This is a genomic window from Ekhidna algicida (assembly GCF_051379705.1).
Lineage (GTDB): Bacteria > Bacteroidota > Bacteroidia > Cytophagales > Cyclobacteriaceae > Ekhidna.
Map to the genome: position 1 here is coordinate 643,151 of NZ_CP179868.1, position 13,714 is coordinate 656,864.

Genomic DNA, 13,714 nt, shown 5'->3' on the forward strand with positions numbered 1-13,714 from the left:
GATTATGATTTTCGCTGAAGAATTTAAACATACATTATTTGAAATAAACGAAAAAAACTTCAATGATAGTTCATTGGCTGCTTTTGAATATCAATATTATTCATGCGAATTATATAAAGACTATTGCAACAACCTTCAAAGAACTCCAAAGACCGTAAAAAGTCTGCTAGAAATACCATTTATTCCCATTGAGTTCTTCAAAAATCATGCGATAAAAAGCGGAAGCTGGAAAGAAAATAAAATTTTTAAGAGCAGTGGAACCACTGACACCGGCAGAAGTCAACATTTTATAAAAGATCTTGATCATTATCATAATTCTGCAAAAAGAGCGTTTGAAAACCATTTCGGTTCACTTTCTAATTATAAAATAATTGCAATCCTTCCCTCCTATCAATCTCAGGGTGATTCCTCGCTAATCAGTATGGTGGATTATTTCCTTCAGTTCAGTCTACCAGATTCCGGCTACTTCATAAATAATGACCTTAAAGATCTTCTGCAAGACTCGGTCCAAAAGCTGATCGTAGGTGTTTCCTATGCATTGTTAGATTTAGCAGAATCCCATTTCAATACTAGAAATGCCATTGTAATGGAAACTGGAGGTATGAAAGGAAGACGTAAAGAAATAATCAGACACGAATTGCATGCAGCGCTCAAAAAAGGATTTGGTGTAGACCAAATATGGTCTGAGTATGGAATGACTGAACTACAAAGTCAGGCATATGGTAAAAACGGAACATTCCAATTTGCACCTTGGGCTAAATGTTTTATTAGAGACATTAATGATCCTTTCACCTACCTGCCGGACTATAAAACTGGAGGAATAAACATCATTGATCTTGCGAATATAGATTCTTGCTGTTTTATTGAAACAAAAGACCTAGGTATATTAAATAATGACACTTTTGAAGTTCTCGGTCGTTTTGATAATAGTGACATTCGTGGATGTAACTTGATGATTTAGCGAAAATCATAAAATATTTTAAACGATTAGCTGTTGAATAGTAGAATATTTCTCCTATTTTTGAAGGGTTAGGTAATGAAATAGCCCTCACATTGAATTAAACCGCATATGAAACTAAAACTTACGATACTAGCAGTTATTATTTTGGCAATGAGCGCATGTACTCAAAGAACTTGCCCTACATATGCTCAAGAAGATACTCAAGAAGTAAAGAAAGAGGAAGTTAACGCTTAAGCCTCCACATACTTATTCACATCTTCCTTGGTGATTGTGTCTTGAGACATAATGACTAACCTCTCAATCACGTTTCTCAATTCGCGGATATTTCCTGTCCACTCAAAATTTTCTAGTTGCTTAATTGCTTGGTTATCAATTGACTTCTTAGCCGTGCCATACTCATGAGCTACTTGTTCTAGAAAATGATCTACTAGCATACCAATGTCGTCTTTTCTCTCCCGCAGTGCAGGAACAGTAATGACCATTACACTTAGTCGGTGATACAAATCTTCTCTGAAATTACCGACTTCTATCTCTTTCTTTAGGTTCTTGTTGGTCGCTGCAAGTACCCGCACATCCACTTTAATCGACTTATCTCCACCAACCCTTGTGATTTTTTTATCCTGTAAAGCTCTCAAAACCTTGGCTTGAGCTGATAAACTCATATCTCCTATTTCATCCAAGAATAATGTGCCTCCATGTGCCTGTTCGAATTTTCCAATTCTTTGTTTGTGAGCAGAAGTAAACGACCCTTTTTCGTGTCCAAAAAGTTCGCTCTCAATAAGCTCAGAAGGAATGGCAGCACAATTTACTTCAACCAGTGGGGCTTTAGACCTGTTACTTTTTTCATGAAGCCATCTTGCCACAAGCTCTTTCCCAGTTCCATTCTCACCATTAATTAGTACTCGAGCTTCTGTTGGAGCTACTTTCTCAATAGTATCTTTTACTTCAACGATTCCCTTTGATCCTCCGATTATATCGTATCCTTTGCTTACTTTTTTTCTCAAGACCTTGGTTTCAGTGGAAAGCTTTGAGTTGTCGAGTGCATTTCTAACTGTCAAGAGAATTCGATTCAAATCTGGTGGTTTTTGAATAAAATCATACGCCCCTTTCTTAGTAGCTTCTACAGCTGTATCAATAGTGCCATGGGCGGAGATCATGACAAAAGGCACATCTAAACCTTCCTCCGATACTTTACTTAGCAACTCCATACCATCCATTTTTGGCATCTTAATATCGCAGAGGACCAAGTCAATTTTTTCCTGCTCTAATTTACTCCATCCATCTTCACCGTCTTCTGCTGTAAGTATATCATACTTTTCTTCTGCAAGAATATCACTTAGAGCATCTCTAATACTCTTTTCATCATCAACTACAAGAATTTTAGCCATTGGATTTTTTAATTTAATAAAGTACAAAAAGCAAGCCAGTAAGCCGGGTTCTGTTCTATCCCATCATTTATCTGGCCTTATTGTTACCAATAAGATCTAACGACCTACCCAATTCTACTCGGACGAGTAATCCTCAATTGTAGAACCTATTTGGTCTTTCAGCGCGTAAGGTTTACCAAGCGGCTTATGTCACCATGAGCCCGGTGAGCTCTTACCTCACCTTTTCACCTTTTCCCCGGAGGGTAGTTTGTTTTCTGTGGCACTCTCTCTCTACCAAAAAGGTATGCTTCCGCTTAAGAAGTACGCTACTCTGTGCTGCCCGGACTTTCCTCTCCTGCAAACACAGGAGCGACAGGTCGACTTGCGATTACAAATGTATTAATGAATGTCTTTACCAGTAATTTTTAATTCCCAATCATCTGCGTGATTCGCAATTTCTTGAATCATCTCTTTCACCATCTCATCTTTTAGATTTACCAGAAAATTAATGGCTTCTACTTTCAGGAATCCATCTTCAGCCACAAATTTGGTATATGGATAATCTTTAGAAGCTTCAAGACATTCTTGAAATGGAATATCGTAGGATAATTCACAGACTTTAGATTTCAAATGAACTACCTCGCGATCGTACCCAGCATGAGTAGCTATATGGCCTGTGACCGTTTGGAATCTTCCTCTCTTTAAGGGAACAATAATGACTGATTGCTTTTCATCATACTCCCGGAACTCTCCCCCAATTTCCTTTGCGTAGTTCTCACTAAATTTTCTGTAATTCATGGCGATTTGGTTTTATCTACATAAGATAATAATTCCAAATCGAATTACCTATCCAGCGATTGTTTAGGATCTGATTCTGCTTTGCCTTCTTCTTCGATTGTTTCTTCCTCTTCCCTACGAAGAAGAGCTTCATCCCTCTTGATGGTGAGAAGTTCGCTAATGTCATTGAAAGAGTGTACGAACCGTAAACTGATGCCTAATTCCTGATTCTGCTGATTTTCATTTACCTGAATCCTTTGATCCGAATTGCTGAATACCTTTGCTCTGAGCCTTCCATCCTTCGTAAGGCTGTACTCTACTGACCAATCACCAACTAGGTCATTAAGGACATTGGTATTATTGTCATCCTGACTACCAAAATCACCACCCCGTGTCACTTTTAAGCGGCCATTCAAAAAGGTGTAGGCAAAACGAAGTTGAAACGTATTGAAATTTTCATCATCTATGTCCGCAAGGTTAACTTCAACTTCTAAGTTTTCATCAATTTGGCTTACCAAATAACTTACCTGACTCGATACGAATTCGCTAACACTATTACCGAAGCTGTTGCCTCCTCCCAATGTAAAACTCTCCCTTGGAGAAAATCGCTTGAGAATTAGTAGGCTAATAACCTGGCGCTTAAGTTCTTGCTCATCATTCCGTATTTGAGACAATGCCGGAATGTTTTCGTTTGTTGCATCAGACTCATTTTGCAATTGCAAATCAAAGCCAATCTGAGGTGAAAGCATACCACCGTCCAACTCTAGGATTACTGAAACAGGTACTTTTTGAGACAGAAGTGAAGGATCTTGATCATCAGGGTTCTTCAAGCCTTCAAAAGAAGCTCTTTGTTGGTAGGTTGCATTCAGGTCAATAATCGCATTGTAGGGATCTCCATACCATGTAATTCTACTTCCAGGTACTACATCAAACTCTTTACTTAGGAGATTGACAATTGTTAGATTGTAAGCCCCTTCTGTTATTTCGAGTGGACCAAACATATTAAAATCACCATCGGTATCGAGACGTAATTTTAAATTACCTCTTCCACGCCCTCGGATGATATCCCCTGTTTTTATATCAAATATTAACTCACAGTATGCATCAGGTGTCACCTCTATATCAAAATCTAAAGTAAGACCTGAAATTTTAAAATCCTCCTCTACTACAGCCCGAGTAGTATCTGCGAAGTTTACAAAGGTTATATATTCTTCCTGACCCACCGCTGTACCTTCAGAAACCGGCACGAAGAAACGTGTGTCCGCTTCTGTTTTAATGTTTGCCTTGATATTCAAATCATTAAGTGGTCCAGTAATATTGATAATACCGGTCCCGTAGGCTGAACCATAATAGAGACTATTGTCCAAAGATGTGGTGTTGAGAAATTCGAAATTATTAGCCCGAATGGTAATGTCTGAAATGAAATTTTCGAAGGATCTATGTTGAACAGCTCCAGTTACTATAGCGTTTGAACCTTTTCTATCAACCAAATCAAAATTTGAGAGGCTGATGGTATTGGGATCAAAATTTACTTGACCGGCAAACGAATAGCTAGTATTTAGATAATCGACTTTCAGACCCCCATTTAAGATTTTGAAACTACCAAGGACTCTAGGCTGAGCAACAGTTCCTGATATTTTTAATGCCCCACTTGCCACACCTTCAATTTCAGAAAAGTTTTCTTTCAAAAATGGTTCGCCCATTTTTAAATCAGCATCATCAAATTTGATAGCAAAATCCAACTGTTCCGTAATCTGAGAAGGGAAATAATATCCCTCAACTTCAATGGCATTTACATTTTCGCGCTCTACGTTTACTTTAGTATAAATACTTTTTTTAACAGGGTTCCATTCAGAAGAGCCGCTGATATCTCCAACTGCCAGATCATCATAGATTAAGTTTTTAAGCAAAAAAGCTCCATCAAACTTAAAGGGGTCTTTGCTCGTCTGTTTAAACATCTTAAAGTTACCATTGAGAAATCCTTTTATCTCTGCATCAGAAAACAGACTTACTTTATTCATATTGAGATCCTCAGTCGAAACTTCAATATTTGTCTGAGTAGAATCAGCATAAACTCCCTCAACTACTATAGATTCACTAGAATCGTAAATTTCAAAATTTGAAATTGATGCTTTCTGCTTAGTTATGACAACTTTATTGGTAGGATTAAATGTCCAATTATCATTAAGCAGTTTAATGTCTGACGGTAACATTTTAATAACTATTGAATCAGAGGATAAAACAAGACTACTTTCAATTCTAACATCGCTGGCGGTGCTTGGCTGGCTAATGTGAGTCGTCAGATCAATGTTATTATCGTACCAAATACCTTCCAGAAGCAGGTCTTCAGTATTTGGCATTCGGTCGAAAACTTGCTTTGATGATTCTAAAATGAAATTGGTAAGTATATCAGACGCTTCAAGATCAGTTGAGCCATTAATTTCCAATACTGGCTGGTGAAATTCATTCGTGCCCAAGGTAAACGTGTCTGACTTTATGTATATCGACACATTGGCATTTTTACTTTGCCTGAATGTTGATTCAATCAGTGTAGCACCACCAAAATCAAAGGGAAGTTTTAATGAATCGAGGTATTCCGAAATGTTATCAATTTTTGCGTTTAAGGATAATTTATAGTTTTCACCACTCGTTTCGTGATTGGTAGTATCATTAGTCAACTTAAGCTTCTTTGCATAACTAGAAGCCATTATTGGTATATCCTTAAGTGCATTTGAAATCTTGAACTTTCCTTCCAATGTTGAATTAAATCCAGGAAAGGCCATTTTAATAACCCGAGTACTATCTTCAAAATTTGCGCTTACTCGGATTGAGTCTAAATCAACTTCTTTGTCATCAATAGATATAAATCCAGAGTCGATAGCTAGACTCCCTGTAAAATCGTCAATATCAATATCTTTTACTTCTAGTTGAATTTTCCCTTGCGCAGATATGTGTTGAGATGACAATTTGAGCTCATCAACATTGATTTTTTCAACATTCATATTCACATTCAAAACCTCGTGAATTTGCCTGAAGTCAATTTGGGCTATTCCATCTAGCGCGCAGTTAGGATCACTTACAGAAAATTGGCCCTCGAAAAAATTCTTAGCAAATTTTCCGTCAACCTCGACACTATCATATACATATCCATTAAGACCACTATTATAAATAAGTGCCCTCAAGTCAAATTCAGCATTCTCGGGGACTATTCCTTTGCCATTTATTGTTGCTTTGAGATTAACCACCTGAGCTATCTGATTTTGAAAGAAGGCTCCAACATTTAGGTCTTTAAACTCTAAACTACCATCATAGGACATATTATTGGGGTTCTCAGGAATTTTCAAATTGATATCCGTGTGAACCGAACCCTGATCAGTTACAAAGTTACCTCTCGCTACAAAGTCTTTCAAAAAACCCGCAAAACTCCCTGTAAAATCAATCTTTCCCATTTGGCGTAGATTATCTGCATAATCCCCAATGTAAGGTCTAAGGTCAGAAGGAATTACATGAGAATCTGTTAGATCCGCCAATATGAATGTTTCTTTGATATTTGGAAGGCCAAAGCAACTCACACCACCTACAAAATAGGATTTACCATAACCAAATCTTGTTTCCTCAATATTGAAATCCCCTACAGTTCCCCATATTATCCCATCAATAGCAATATCCTCATTAACCTTATCGGTGCCCAAAACAATTTTCAGGTCTTCATGGGAGATTAGAGAATTTTCAAAATGGAGAATAAAGGAAACACTGTCTACAAAATGCCCAAGATCATCAAGTCCGTTGAAGAAAAATTCCAGGCTATCTGAAATATGACTTGTTGGTGTTCTAAAGTTTAGATTATCAACACTAAGTGATTTATTACTTAGATAAAATTTGGTGTTGAATTCTGAGATCGTAAATCCTGAATTGCGCTCAACACCGGACATTTGTATTATGTCTCCTGAAATAGTATCAGATACAAGTGACAGTTCAGCTACATTAATATCGGGGATTCCAAATCTCAAGTTTGCAAAATCCAACTTGGATCTATCCGGTTCTTTAGCTTTATTCCTTAGACTAAATTTTAAGTTTTTCAAATCTACTTGATCAACATAAAGGGGCTTTGACTCCTTTTTAGTCGTATTCTTTTTTAGCGCATTTAGAAACTGTGAGAGGTTTATCTTAGAAGCAGAATCGTATTTGATAAGCTTTAGCCTCAGGTCATTAGCGCTTACTTCTTCCAGACTTAAAAATTCTCCATTTATGATATTTTTTATAGAATAATTCACCTCAACACTTCTCGAATAGAGAAGGGTGTCATTTTCAAGATCTTTCACAAGTATTTGTTCAAGACTCGCCCGATCTAACCAAGATATCTTCACTCTATCTATCGATATTTCATGGTCCGTTTTCTTTGATATCTCCAAGAGTACTTTCTGAGCAAGAAATGTTTGAACCGGGCGTAATTGAAGAAGGAGAATAATAACCAAAAAAATTGCCATAGAATAGAAGAAAACTCCTGAAAAAAGCTTCCAGAGTACCTTGCGGACTTGTGATATAGTTATCTTGGCCTTCAAAAAAAAGTGGCAATTATTCTTGGCATAGAGTCTTCTTGCGATGAAACTTCAGCATCTATTTGTATTAACGGCAAAGTAATCAATAATGAAATTGCTAGCCAAGACATTCATGAGCAGTACGGAGGCGTAGTACCCGAATTGGCATCCCGAGAACATCAAAGAAATATAGTGCCAGTTGTTGATCATGTAATGAAGCATTCCGGTATTAACGCAGAAATGCTAGATGCGATTGCCTACACGAGAGGACCTGGATTACTAGGCGCATTGCTCATTGGCAACAGTTTTGCTAAGTCTATGGCGGCATCCCTTAGCATTCCATTGATACCCATCCATCATATGAAAGCTCATGTACTGGCCCATTTCATCGATGAGCCTAAACCAAGCTATCCTTTTATATGCTTGACAGTTAGTGGGGGACACACACAAATCTTAAGAGTGAATAGCGCCACTGATATGATCATCTTGGGCCAAACAAAAGATGATGCCGTCGGAGAAGCGTTTGACAAGGCTGCTAAATTATTGGGCCTACCTTATCCCGGCGGTCCAATGATAGATAAACTGGCCAAAGACGGAGATCCAAATCGTTTCAAGTTTGCAGAGACTGAGATGCCCGCGCTAGACTATTCATTTAGTGGTATCAAGACTTCCATTCTCTACTTCTTAAGAAATGAAATTAAAATAGATGAAAACTTTATCGAAAAAAACATACAAGATCTGGCAGCTAGTATTCAACAAACACTTATTTCCATGCTCATGCACAAACTAGTTCAGGCCTCTATTCAAGAGAACATTGACCAGATTGCAATAGCCGGTGGTGTTTCAGCCAATAGTGGCCTAAGGGATGCAATTAAAGTTCAGGCAAAGAAAAGTAGTTGGACGACCTTCATTCCAGACTTTCAATATTGCACAGATAATGCAGGTATGATTGCAATTAGTGGTCACTTATTATTCGAACAAAGAGCTTTTGGTGATTTGACTGATAGTCCACTTCCTAGAATGCCATTTTAACTACTCTACTATATATTTAAACCATGAGCAAGGATAAGAGTAGGTTTTCTAACGACATTCAGATCAAGAATCGCAAGGCGAGCTATGAGTATGAATTTGTAGAAAAGGCAGAGGCTGGCATTATGCTAAAAGGAACTGAGATCAAATCCTTGAGAGAAGGAAAGGCAAGCATACAGGAAGCGTATTGTTTTTTTAGAAAGGACGAATTGTTCGTGAAAGGAATGAATATATCACCCTACTCACAGGCTAGTTTCGAGAGTCATGATATGACTCGGGATCGAAAGCTTCTTCTAAAGAAAAGGGAACTGGAAAAGTTTAAGTCAAAAATGGATGAGAAAGGCTTAACTATAGTTCCCATAAGGATATATATAAACAAACGTGGCTTAGCTAAGTTAGAAATTGCGCTTGCAAAGGGTAAAAAAATCTACGATAAACGAGACAGCATTAAAAAGAAGGACCAAAAACGAGAATTGGACAGGATGAAAATATGATATTATGAATACTGTACTGGTATTAAATCAAGATTACACACCTCTCACTGTATGCTCGGTACAGCGTGCCTTTATGCTTATGTTTCTTAAAAAAGCAGATCTTATTTCCGATATCAAAGACAAACGACTGAGATCCATTTCGAATTCTTTTCCTTTTCCATCTGTAATTAAAGTCAAATATTACATAAGTATTCCATATAAAGGTGTTGTCATGAGTCGTCACAACATCTTCAAGCGTGATGGAGGAAGGTGTCAATATTGTGGGACAAATAAAGAGCTAACGATTGATCACGTAGTGCCTAGATCTAAAGGTGGTAAATCGACATGGACTAATCTGGTAACAGCATGCAAGAAATGCAATTCTCGCAAGAGTGATTTCACTTTAGAAAAGGTTGGCATGAAGCTAAGTAAAGCACCGATCAAGCCTTCTTACATTACGTTTCTTAGAATGAATAATGGTGCCTATCGAGACGATTGGACTCCATATTTAAATCCTAAAAAAGCCAGTGCCTAAGCAATTAAGACTATGAAATATATCGCTATCCTTTTTATCGGCATTCTGAGTTTTTCTTGCAACCTGGAGGAAGGTGAGGAAGAATCTGAACGAGAAGAAACACTTGAACGGTTTGAAGAAAAAAAACGAGAAATTGAAGAAGAAATAAGTCAGCTGGAAGAGGAGACCAAAGAAGCCGCTGAAGATGCTAAGAGAGATATCGAAACTGCTCTGAGAAAACTAAAAAGGCAACGGAAAAAGGTAATTGATGAAGCTGATAAGTTAAGAAAAGCTACTAAGAAGGAATTGGGAAATGCACTAGACGATGCGAAAAAGGAATATGAAAAGTGGCTAAAAGAGAAAAAGAAGCAGTTTAAAGAATAAAAAAAGCCTGATCGTATGATCAGGCTTTTTTATATATAATTGAAAATTACTTAATTCTTAACTCCCTTTAAAGATTTGTAGAGAATCTTCCTTGCGTTCGACTTCCTCAATGTTTGTTCAACGTCGGAAACAATACCCATCTTCACTTCAGAATCAATGTTCAGTGCCATTGTAATTCTATCCCTCTCTGCTTCTGATAGTTTATCCTTTTCTTGATTAACAAAAAGAGTTAATTCATCAGCTTCCATGAAAACATCATTTGTCTGGATTCTAGGCTCAGCACCATAAGTGCCAACATTCCTTGGCTCACCAATGTAAATATGACTTACCAAAGATTTTTTCTGAATCTTGGAAAGCTGGTCTGCTTTTGGAAGAATCTGCTTTACTAAAATCTCTTGCTCTCTCATCACAGTTGTAACCATGAAGAAGAATAGCAACATGAAGATAATATCAGGCAATGCTGCCGTTGGTATATCTTGAGATGCACTCGAACTTTTCTTAAACTTCGACATAATTCAACTTATTTATCTGGTTCTGCAATTGAGATCGCCTTTGGAATACCAAGCTTACCTTGCTCGTACATTCTTTTCTCCACGTCTTTCGACTTATCCAGTTCCAAGTATTCTTGGGCTGTAATTCCTACTCGCTCTGCATAGATTTCATTATATGCTGCCTGAGCAGCATCTAATACATCTATATACAACTCATAGCTCGTTCCTCTATTTGCCTTAAATGATACAACGGCTTTTCCTGGATGATCAGAAGATTCAGAACTTTGCTTCGCTCTGGCTTTCATCTGAGATGGCAAGCTATTGTATGTATCAATACCCGATTGATCTGGATTACCAAAGTTCAAAATGAATGCCTTGATCTCTTCTTTTAGCTCCGACATTGGCTTGACGTATACCTCGTTCTCTACCAAAAGTTGATCATTTGAGTTCGCCAAAATTTTGAAGATGTTTCTTTCTTGAAACTCAACTATTGGCTGATCTGGTTCTGGTGGAGGAGGTAACTGCATTAGTATTCCTTTGTCATTTGCTATCGTGGTAGTTACCAAGAAGAAAATGAGCAAAAGAAAGGCAATGTCAGCCATAGAGCCTGAACTCACTTCCGGAGTGCCTCTATCTTTATTCCTCGCCATTATTCAGCTGCTTTTTTAATTTCTGTATATACAATACCGCCTATTGCTGCGATTGCAAGAATGTAAAAAGTTGTCAATCCTGCTCCTACTAGTTTCGCAGTTGTTGTAGAAGCATCACCAGAGTTTTCTCCACTAGCAGTAAAAAATGCTATTAAGAAAACTACTACTAATCCTCCAACTCCCATTCCCATTTTCTTTAATGAGTCTGGATCGCTCATTGCCTTCATTAGTGGCATGCCTACCGCAGTAAGTATGCAAACACCAATGAGTATATATGATATAAATAATCCTACATCTACCATAGTCTAATGTGATTTAGATTATTTAGAAAGATTGTGCTTAACAAGAAGATCTACTAAAGAGATAGAAGCATCTTCCATGCTGTTTACGATTGAATCAACTTTTGATACAAGGTAGTTATAGAAAAGCTGAAGAATTACAGCAACGATCAATCCACCTACTGTAGTCAATAGTGCCACTTTAATACCACTTGCTACTAGAGCTGGAGATACATCACCTGCTTCTGCAATAGCGTCGAATGCTTCAATCATACCAATTACAGTTCCCATGAAACCTAGCATTGGAGCAAGAGAGATGAAAAGTGAGATCCAAATCATTCCTCTTTCTAGTTTACCCATTTCTACAGATCCGTAAGCGATAATTGACTTCTCAACCATCTCAACACCTTCAGACATTCTTAAAAGTCCTTGAGTAAAAATTGATGCAACAGGGCCTCTTGTGTTTCGGCAAACTTCTTTAGCTGCGTCAGCACCACCTGCACTCAAAGCATCTTCTACATCTGCAAGAAGCTTTTTCGTGTTTGTAGAAGCCATGTTTAAATGAATAATTCTTTCAATAGCGATAGCCAAACCAAGAATCAAACATGCAAGAACGATACCCATGAAAGTTGGCCCTCCATCGATGAACTGTTCTTTTACTACTTGGTGAAATCCTTTAGATGGCGCAGCTTCTTCTGCTGGAGCCACAATCTCAGCGATTTCTTCTACAGGCTCTTCATATACTTCTTCGGTTTGCGCTGAGTCTACATCTGCAGAATCTGCCGCAGCATCAGAAAACTCTTGCGCTGTAGCGCTGAAGGTAAAAACACCTGCCAACATTAAGAGAGTCAATAACTTTTTCATAATTCAGTCTTGTAAGTTAAGTCTTCGGTTTAGTTAAATATTTAAGTTTTAGTAAAATCCAAATTTGCATTTTCATTCCCACAAAATTCGCACCATTCATAAAAAAAGTCGAACCCTGAAAGTCTTTCTCTGCAAAAAAATTCGCAGAGAGGAAGGGATTCGAACCCTCGATACCCTTTTGAGGTATACACGCTTTCCAAGCGTGCGCCTTCGACCGCTCGGCCACCTCTCTGTAGGTCGTCACTTTTGACGGGCTACAAATAAATCATGAAAAATACCTTTATGCAAGTTTTATTCGAACATCAAGGTCATTCTCAGTATTTCATTCAGGCAAAGTGTCCATTTCCCCAGCTAATGAATAGGTCAACATCCGCTTCAATTCACTTATATCACCAGTCGAGCCAAGCAAAAACATCATTTTTGTAATCGCAGCCTCTGTAGTAATGTCTCCACCACTCAAAACCCCTATTTCATTCAATTTTTTACTGGTCTCATATCTACCCTGCTCTACCTCGCCCCCCACACACTGACTCACATTTAAGATGACTTTACCATTCTCAATTGCTTCTTGCAGACATTCAATGAACCAATCAAAACTCATTGTATTCCCTGAACCAAATGTTTCCATCACTACACCTTTAATGGCTGGATTTGATAAAATCGATTGCACAACATGCTCAGTTATACCTGGAAATATTTTCAAAATAGCAACATTCGAATCCATTTCATTTTTGACTCTTAATTGTGCGTCCGGGTCAAATGGCATTAATGCAGGATAGTTAAATTCTATCTCAATGCCTGCTTCAGCTAATGCAGGATAGTTTTCCGATTCAAAGGCCGCAAATGTGCTGCTTCTAAGTTTCTGAGAGCGTGAACCTCTCAAAAGCAGGTAATTAAAATAGACGCAAACCTCACTTATAATCGGCTGCCCATTTGTGTGAGCCGCCGCAATTTCCAATGCTGTGATAAGATTTTCTCTTGCATCCGAACGAATAGAGCCTATTGGCATCTGGGCACCTGTGAATATTACAGGCTTATTAAGACCATTAAGCATATAGCTAAGCATGGAGGCGGAATATGCCATTGTATCAGTTCCATGGAGGATAACGAAAGCATCATACTGTGAGTAATTTTCTTCGATGATATAGGCCATATCTTTCCAATCCTGGATGAGAATATTGGATGAGTCGATTGGCTTTGGAAAAGAAATAACCGTGAGTCTTATGTTGAATTGTCTTAATTCTGGAACACGATCTACAACTTTACCAAAATTGAAAGGAGCGAGTGCCCCACTTGCATCCTGAACCATTCCGAAGGTGCCTCCAGTGTAGATTATCAGGACGGAACGTTCACCTATCTCATTAATATTTACAATCTTGTACTTCAAT

General features: G+C 38.0%; 13 protein-coding genes, 1 tRNA gene and 1 other RNA gene. 5 read left to right on the forward strand and 10 right to left on the reverse strand.

The features are described from left to right. Positions 1-4 precede the first annotated feature (4 nt). Complete coding sequence (locus tag ACL8WY_RS02590; RefSeq protein ID WP_436516779.1) at positions 5-961, forward strand: acyl transferase; 957 nt, start codon at positions 5-7, stop codon at positions 959-961. Positions 962-1,191: 230 nt separating this feature from the next. Here the strand turns inward: ACL8WY_RS02590 and ACL8WY_RS02595 are convergent, their stop codons facing one another. From ACL8WY_RS02595 to ACL8WY_RS02610, 4 genes are all read right to left on the reverse strand, one after another. Continuing rightward, positions 1,192-2,349 carry a sigma-54-dependent transcriptional regulator gene (locus tag ACL8WY_RS02595; protein WP_436516780.1) on the reverse strand — a complete coding sequence of 386 codons (1,158 nt, stop codon included), beginning with the start codon at positions 2,347-2,349 and terminating at the stop codon, positions 1,192-1,194. A gap of 23 nt (positions 2,350-2,372) precedes the next feature. Further along, an RNA gene (rnpB, locus tag ACL8WY_RS02600) (RNase P RNA component class A) lies at positions 2,373-2,717 on the reverse strand. A gap of 10 nt (positions 2,718-2,727) precedes the next feature. Continuing rightward, a complete protein-coding gene (locus ACL8WY_RS02605) occupies positions 2,728-3,126 on the reverse strand; it encodes a hypothetical protein (protein WP_436516781.1) in 399 nt (132 codons plus the stop codon). A 44-nt stretch (positions 3,127-3,170) separates the two neighbouring features. Next, positions 3,171-7,592, reverse strand: coding sequence for a translocation/assembly module TamB domain-containing protein (locus tag ACL8WY_RS02610; RefSeq protein WP_436516782.1), 4,422 nt, complete (start codon positions 7,590-7,592; stop codon positions 3,171-3,173). Between the two features lie 81 nt (positions 7,593-7,673). Here ACL8WY_RS02610 and tsaD point away from each other — a divergent pair, with 81 nt between their 5' ends. Genes tsaD through ACL8WY_RS02630 form a run of 4 tightly spaced genes read left to right on the forward strand, consistent with a single transcriptional unit; the run spans position 7,674 to position 10,043 of the window. Continuing rightward, positions 7,674-8,675 (forward strand): tRNA (adenosine(37)-N6)-threonylcarbamoyltransferase complex transferase subunit TsaD, encoded by a 1,002-nt coding sequence (tsaD, locus tag ACL8WY_RS02615; protein WP_436516784.1) that lies wholly within the window; start codon positions 7,674-7,676, stop codon positions 8,673-8,675. Between the two features lie 23 nt (positions 8,676-8,698). Then, positions 8,699-9,166 carry an SsrA-binding protein SmpB gene (smpB, locus tag ACL8WY_RS02620; protein ID WP_436516785.1) on the forward strand — a complete coding sequence of 156 codons (468 nt, stop codon included), beginning with the start codon at positions 8,699-8,701 and terminating at the stop codon, positions 9,164-9,166. Positions 9,167-9,170: 4 nt separating this feature from the next. After that, positions 9,171-9,680: an HNH endonuclease gene (locus tag ACL8WY_RS02625; protein WP_436516786.1), complete on the forward strand. Its 510-nt coding sequence runs from the start codon at positions 9,171-9,173 to the stop codon at positions 9,678-9,680. Between the two features lie 12 nt (positions 9,681-9,692). Further along, positions 9,693-10,043 (forward strand): hypothetical protein, encoded by a 351-nt coding sequence (locus tag ACL8WY_RS02630; protein WP_436516787.1) that lies wholly within the window; start codon positions 9,693-9,695, stop codon positions 10,041-10,043. 50 nt (positions 10,044-10,093) lie between these two features. Here ACL8WY_RS02630 and ACL8WY_RS02635 read toward each other — a convergent pair whose 3' ends face one another. The 6 genes from ACL8WY_RS02635 to ACL8WY_RS02660 all read right to left on the reverse strand — a co-directional run bounded on the left by ACL8WY_RS02635 (position 10,094) and on the right by ACL8WY_RS02660 (position 13,713). Next, a complete protein-coding gene (locus tag ACL8WY_RS02635; protein WP_436516788.1) occupies positions 10,094-10,555 on the reverse strand; it encodes an ExbD/TolR family protein in 462 nt (153 codons plus the stop codon). Between the two features lie 8 nt (positions 10,556-10,563). Next, complete coding sequence (locus ACL8WY_RS02640) at positions 10,564-11,184, reverse strand: ExbD/TolR family protein (RefSeq protein ID WP_436516790.1); 621 nt, start codon at positions 11,182-11,184, stop codon at positions 10,564-10,566. Next, positions 11,184-11,486, reverse strand: coding sequence for a hypothetical protein (locus ACL8WY_RS02645; RefSeq protein ID WP_436516791.1), 303 nt, complete (start codon positions 11,484-11,486; stop codon positions 11,184-11,186). Before ACL8WY_RS02645 ends, ACL8WY_RS02640 begins: the two co-directional genes overlap by 1 nt. An 18-nt stretch (positions 11,487-11,504) precedes the next feature. After that, positions 11,505-12,326 (reverse strand): MotA/TolQ/ExbB proton channel family protein, encoded by an 822-nt coding sequence (locus ACL8WY_RS02650; RefSeq protein ID WP_436516793.1) that lies wholly within the window; start codon positions 12,324-12,326, stop codon positions 11,505-11,507. A gap of 144 nt (positions 12,327-12,470) precedes the next feature. Further along, positions 12,471-12,558, reverse strand: a tRNA-Ser gene (locus tag ACL8WY_RS02655). A 90-nt stretch (positions 12,559-12,648) separates the two neighbouring features. Next, on the reverse strand, positions 12,649-13,713 hold the full coding sequence (locus ACL8WY_RS02660) for an asparaginase (RefSeq protein WP_436516794.1): 1,065 nt from the start codon (positions 13,711-13,713) through the stop codon (positions 12,649-12,651). Between the last annotated feature and the right edge of the window lies 1 nt (position 13,714).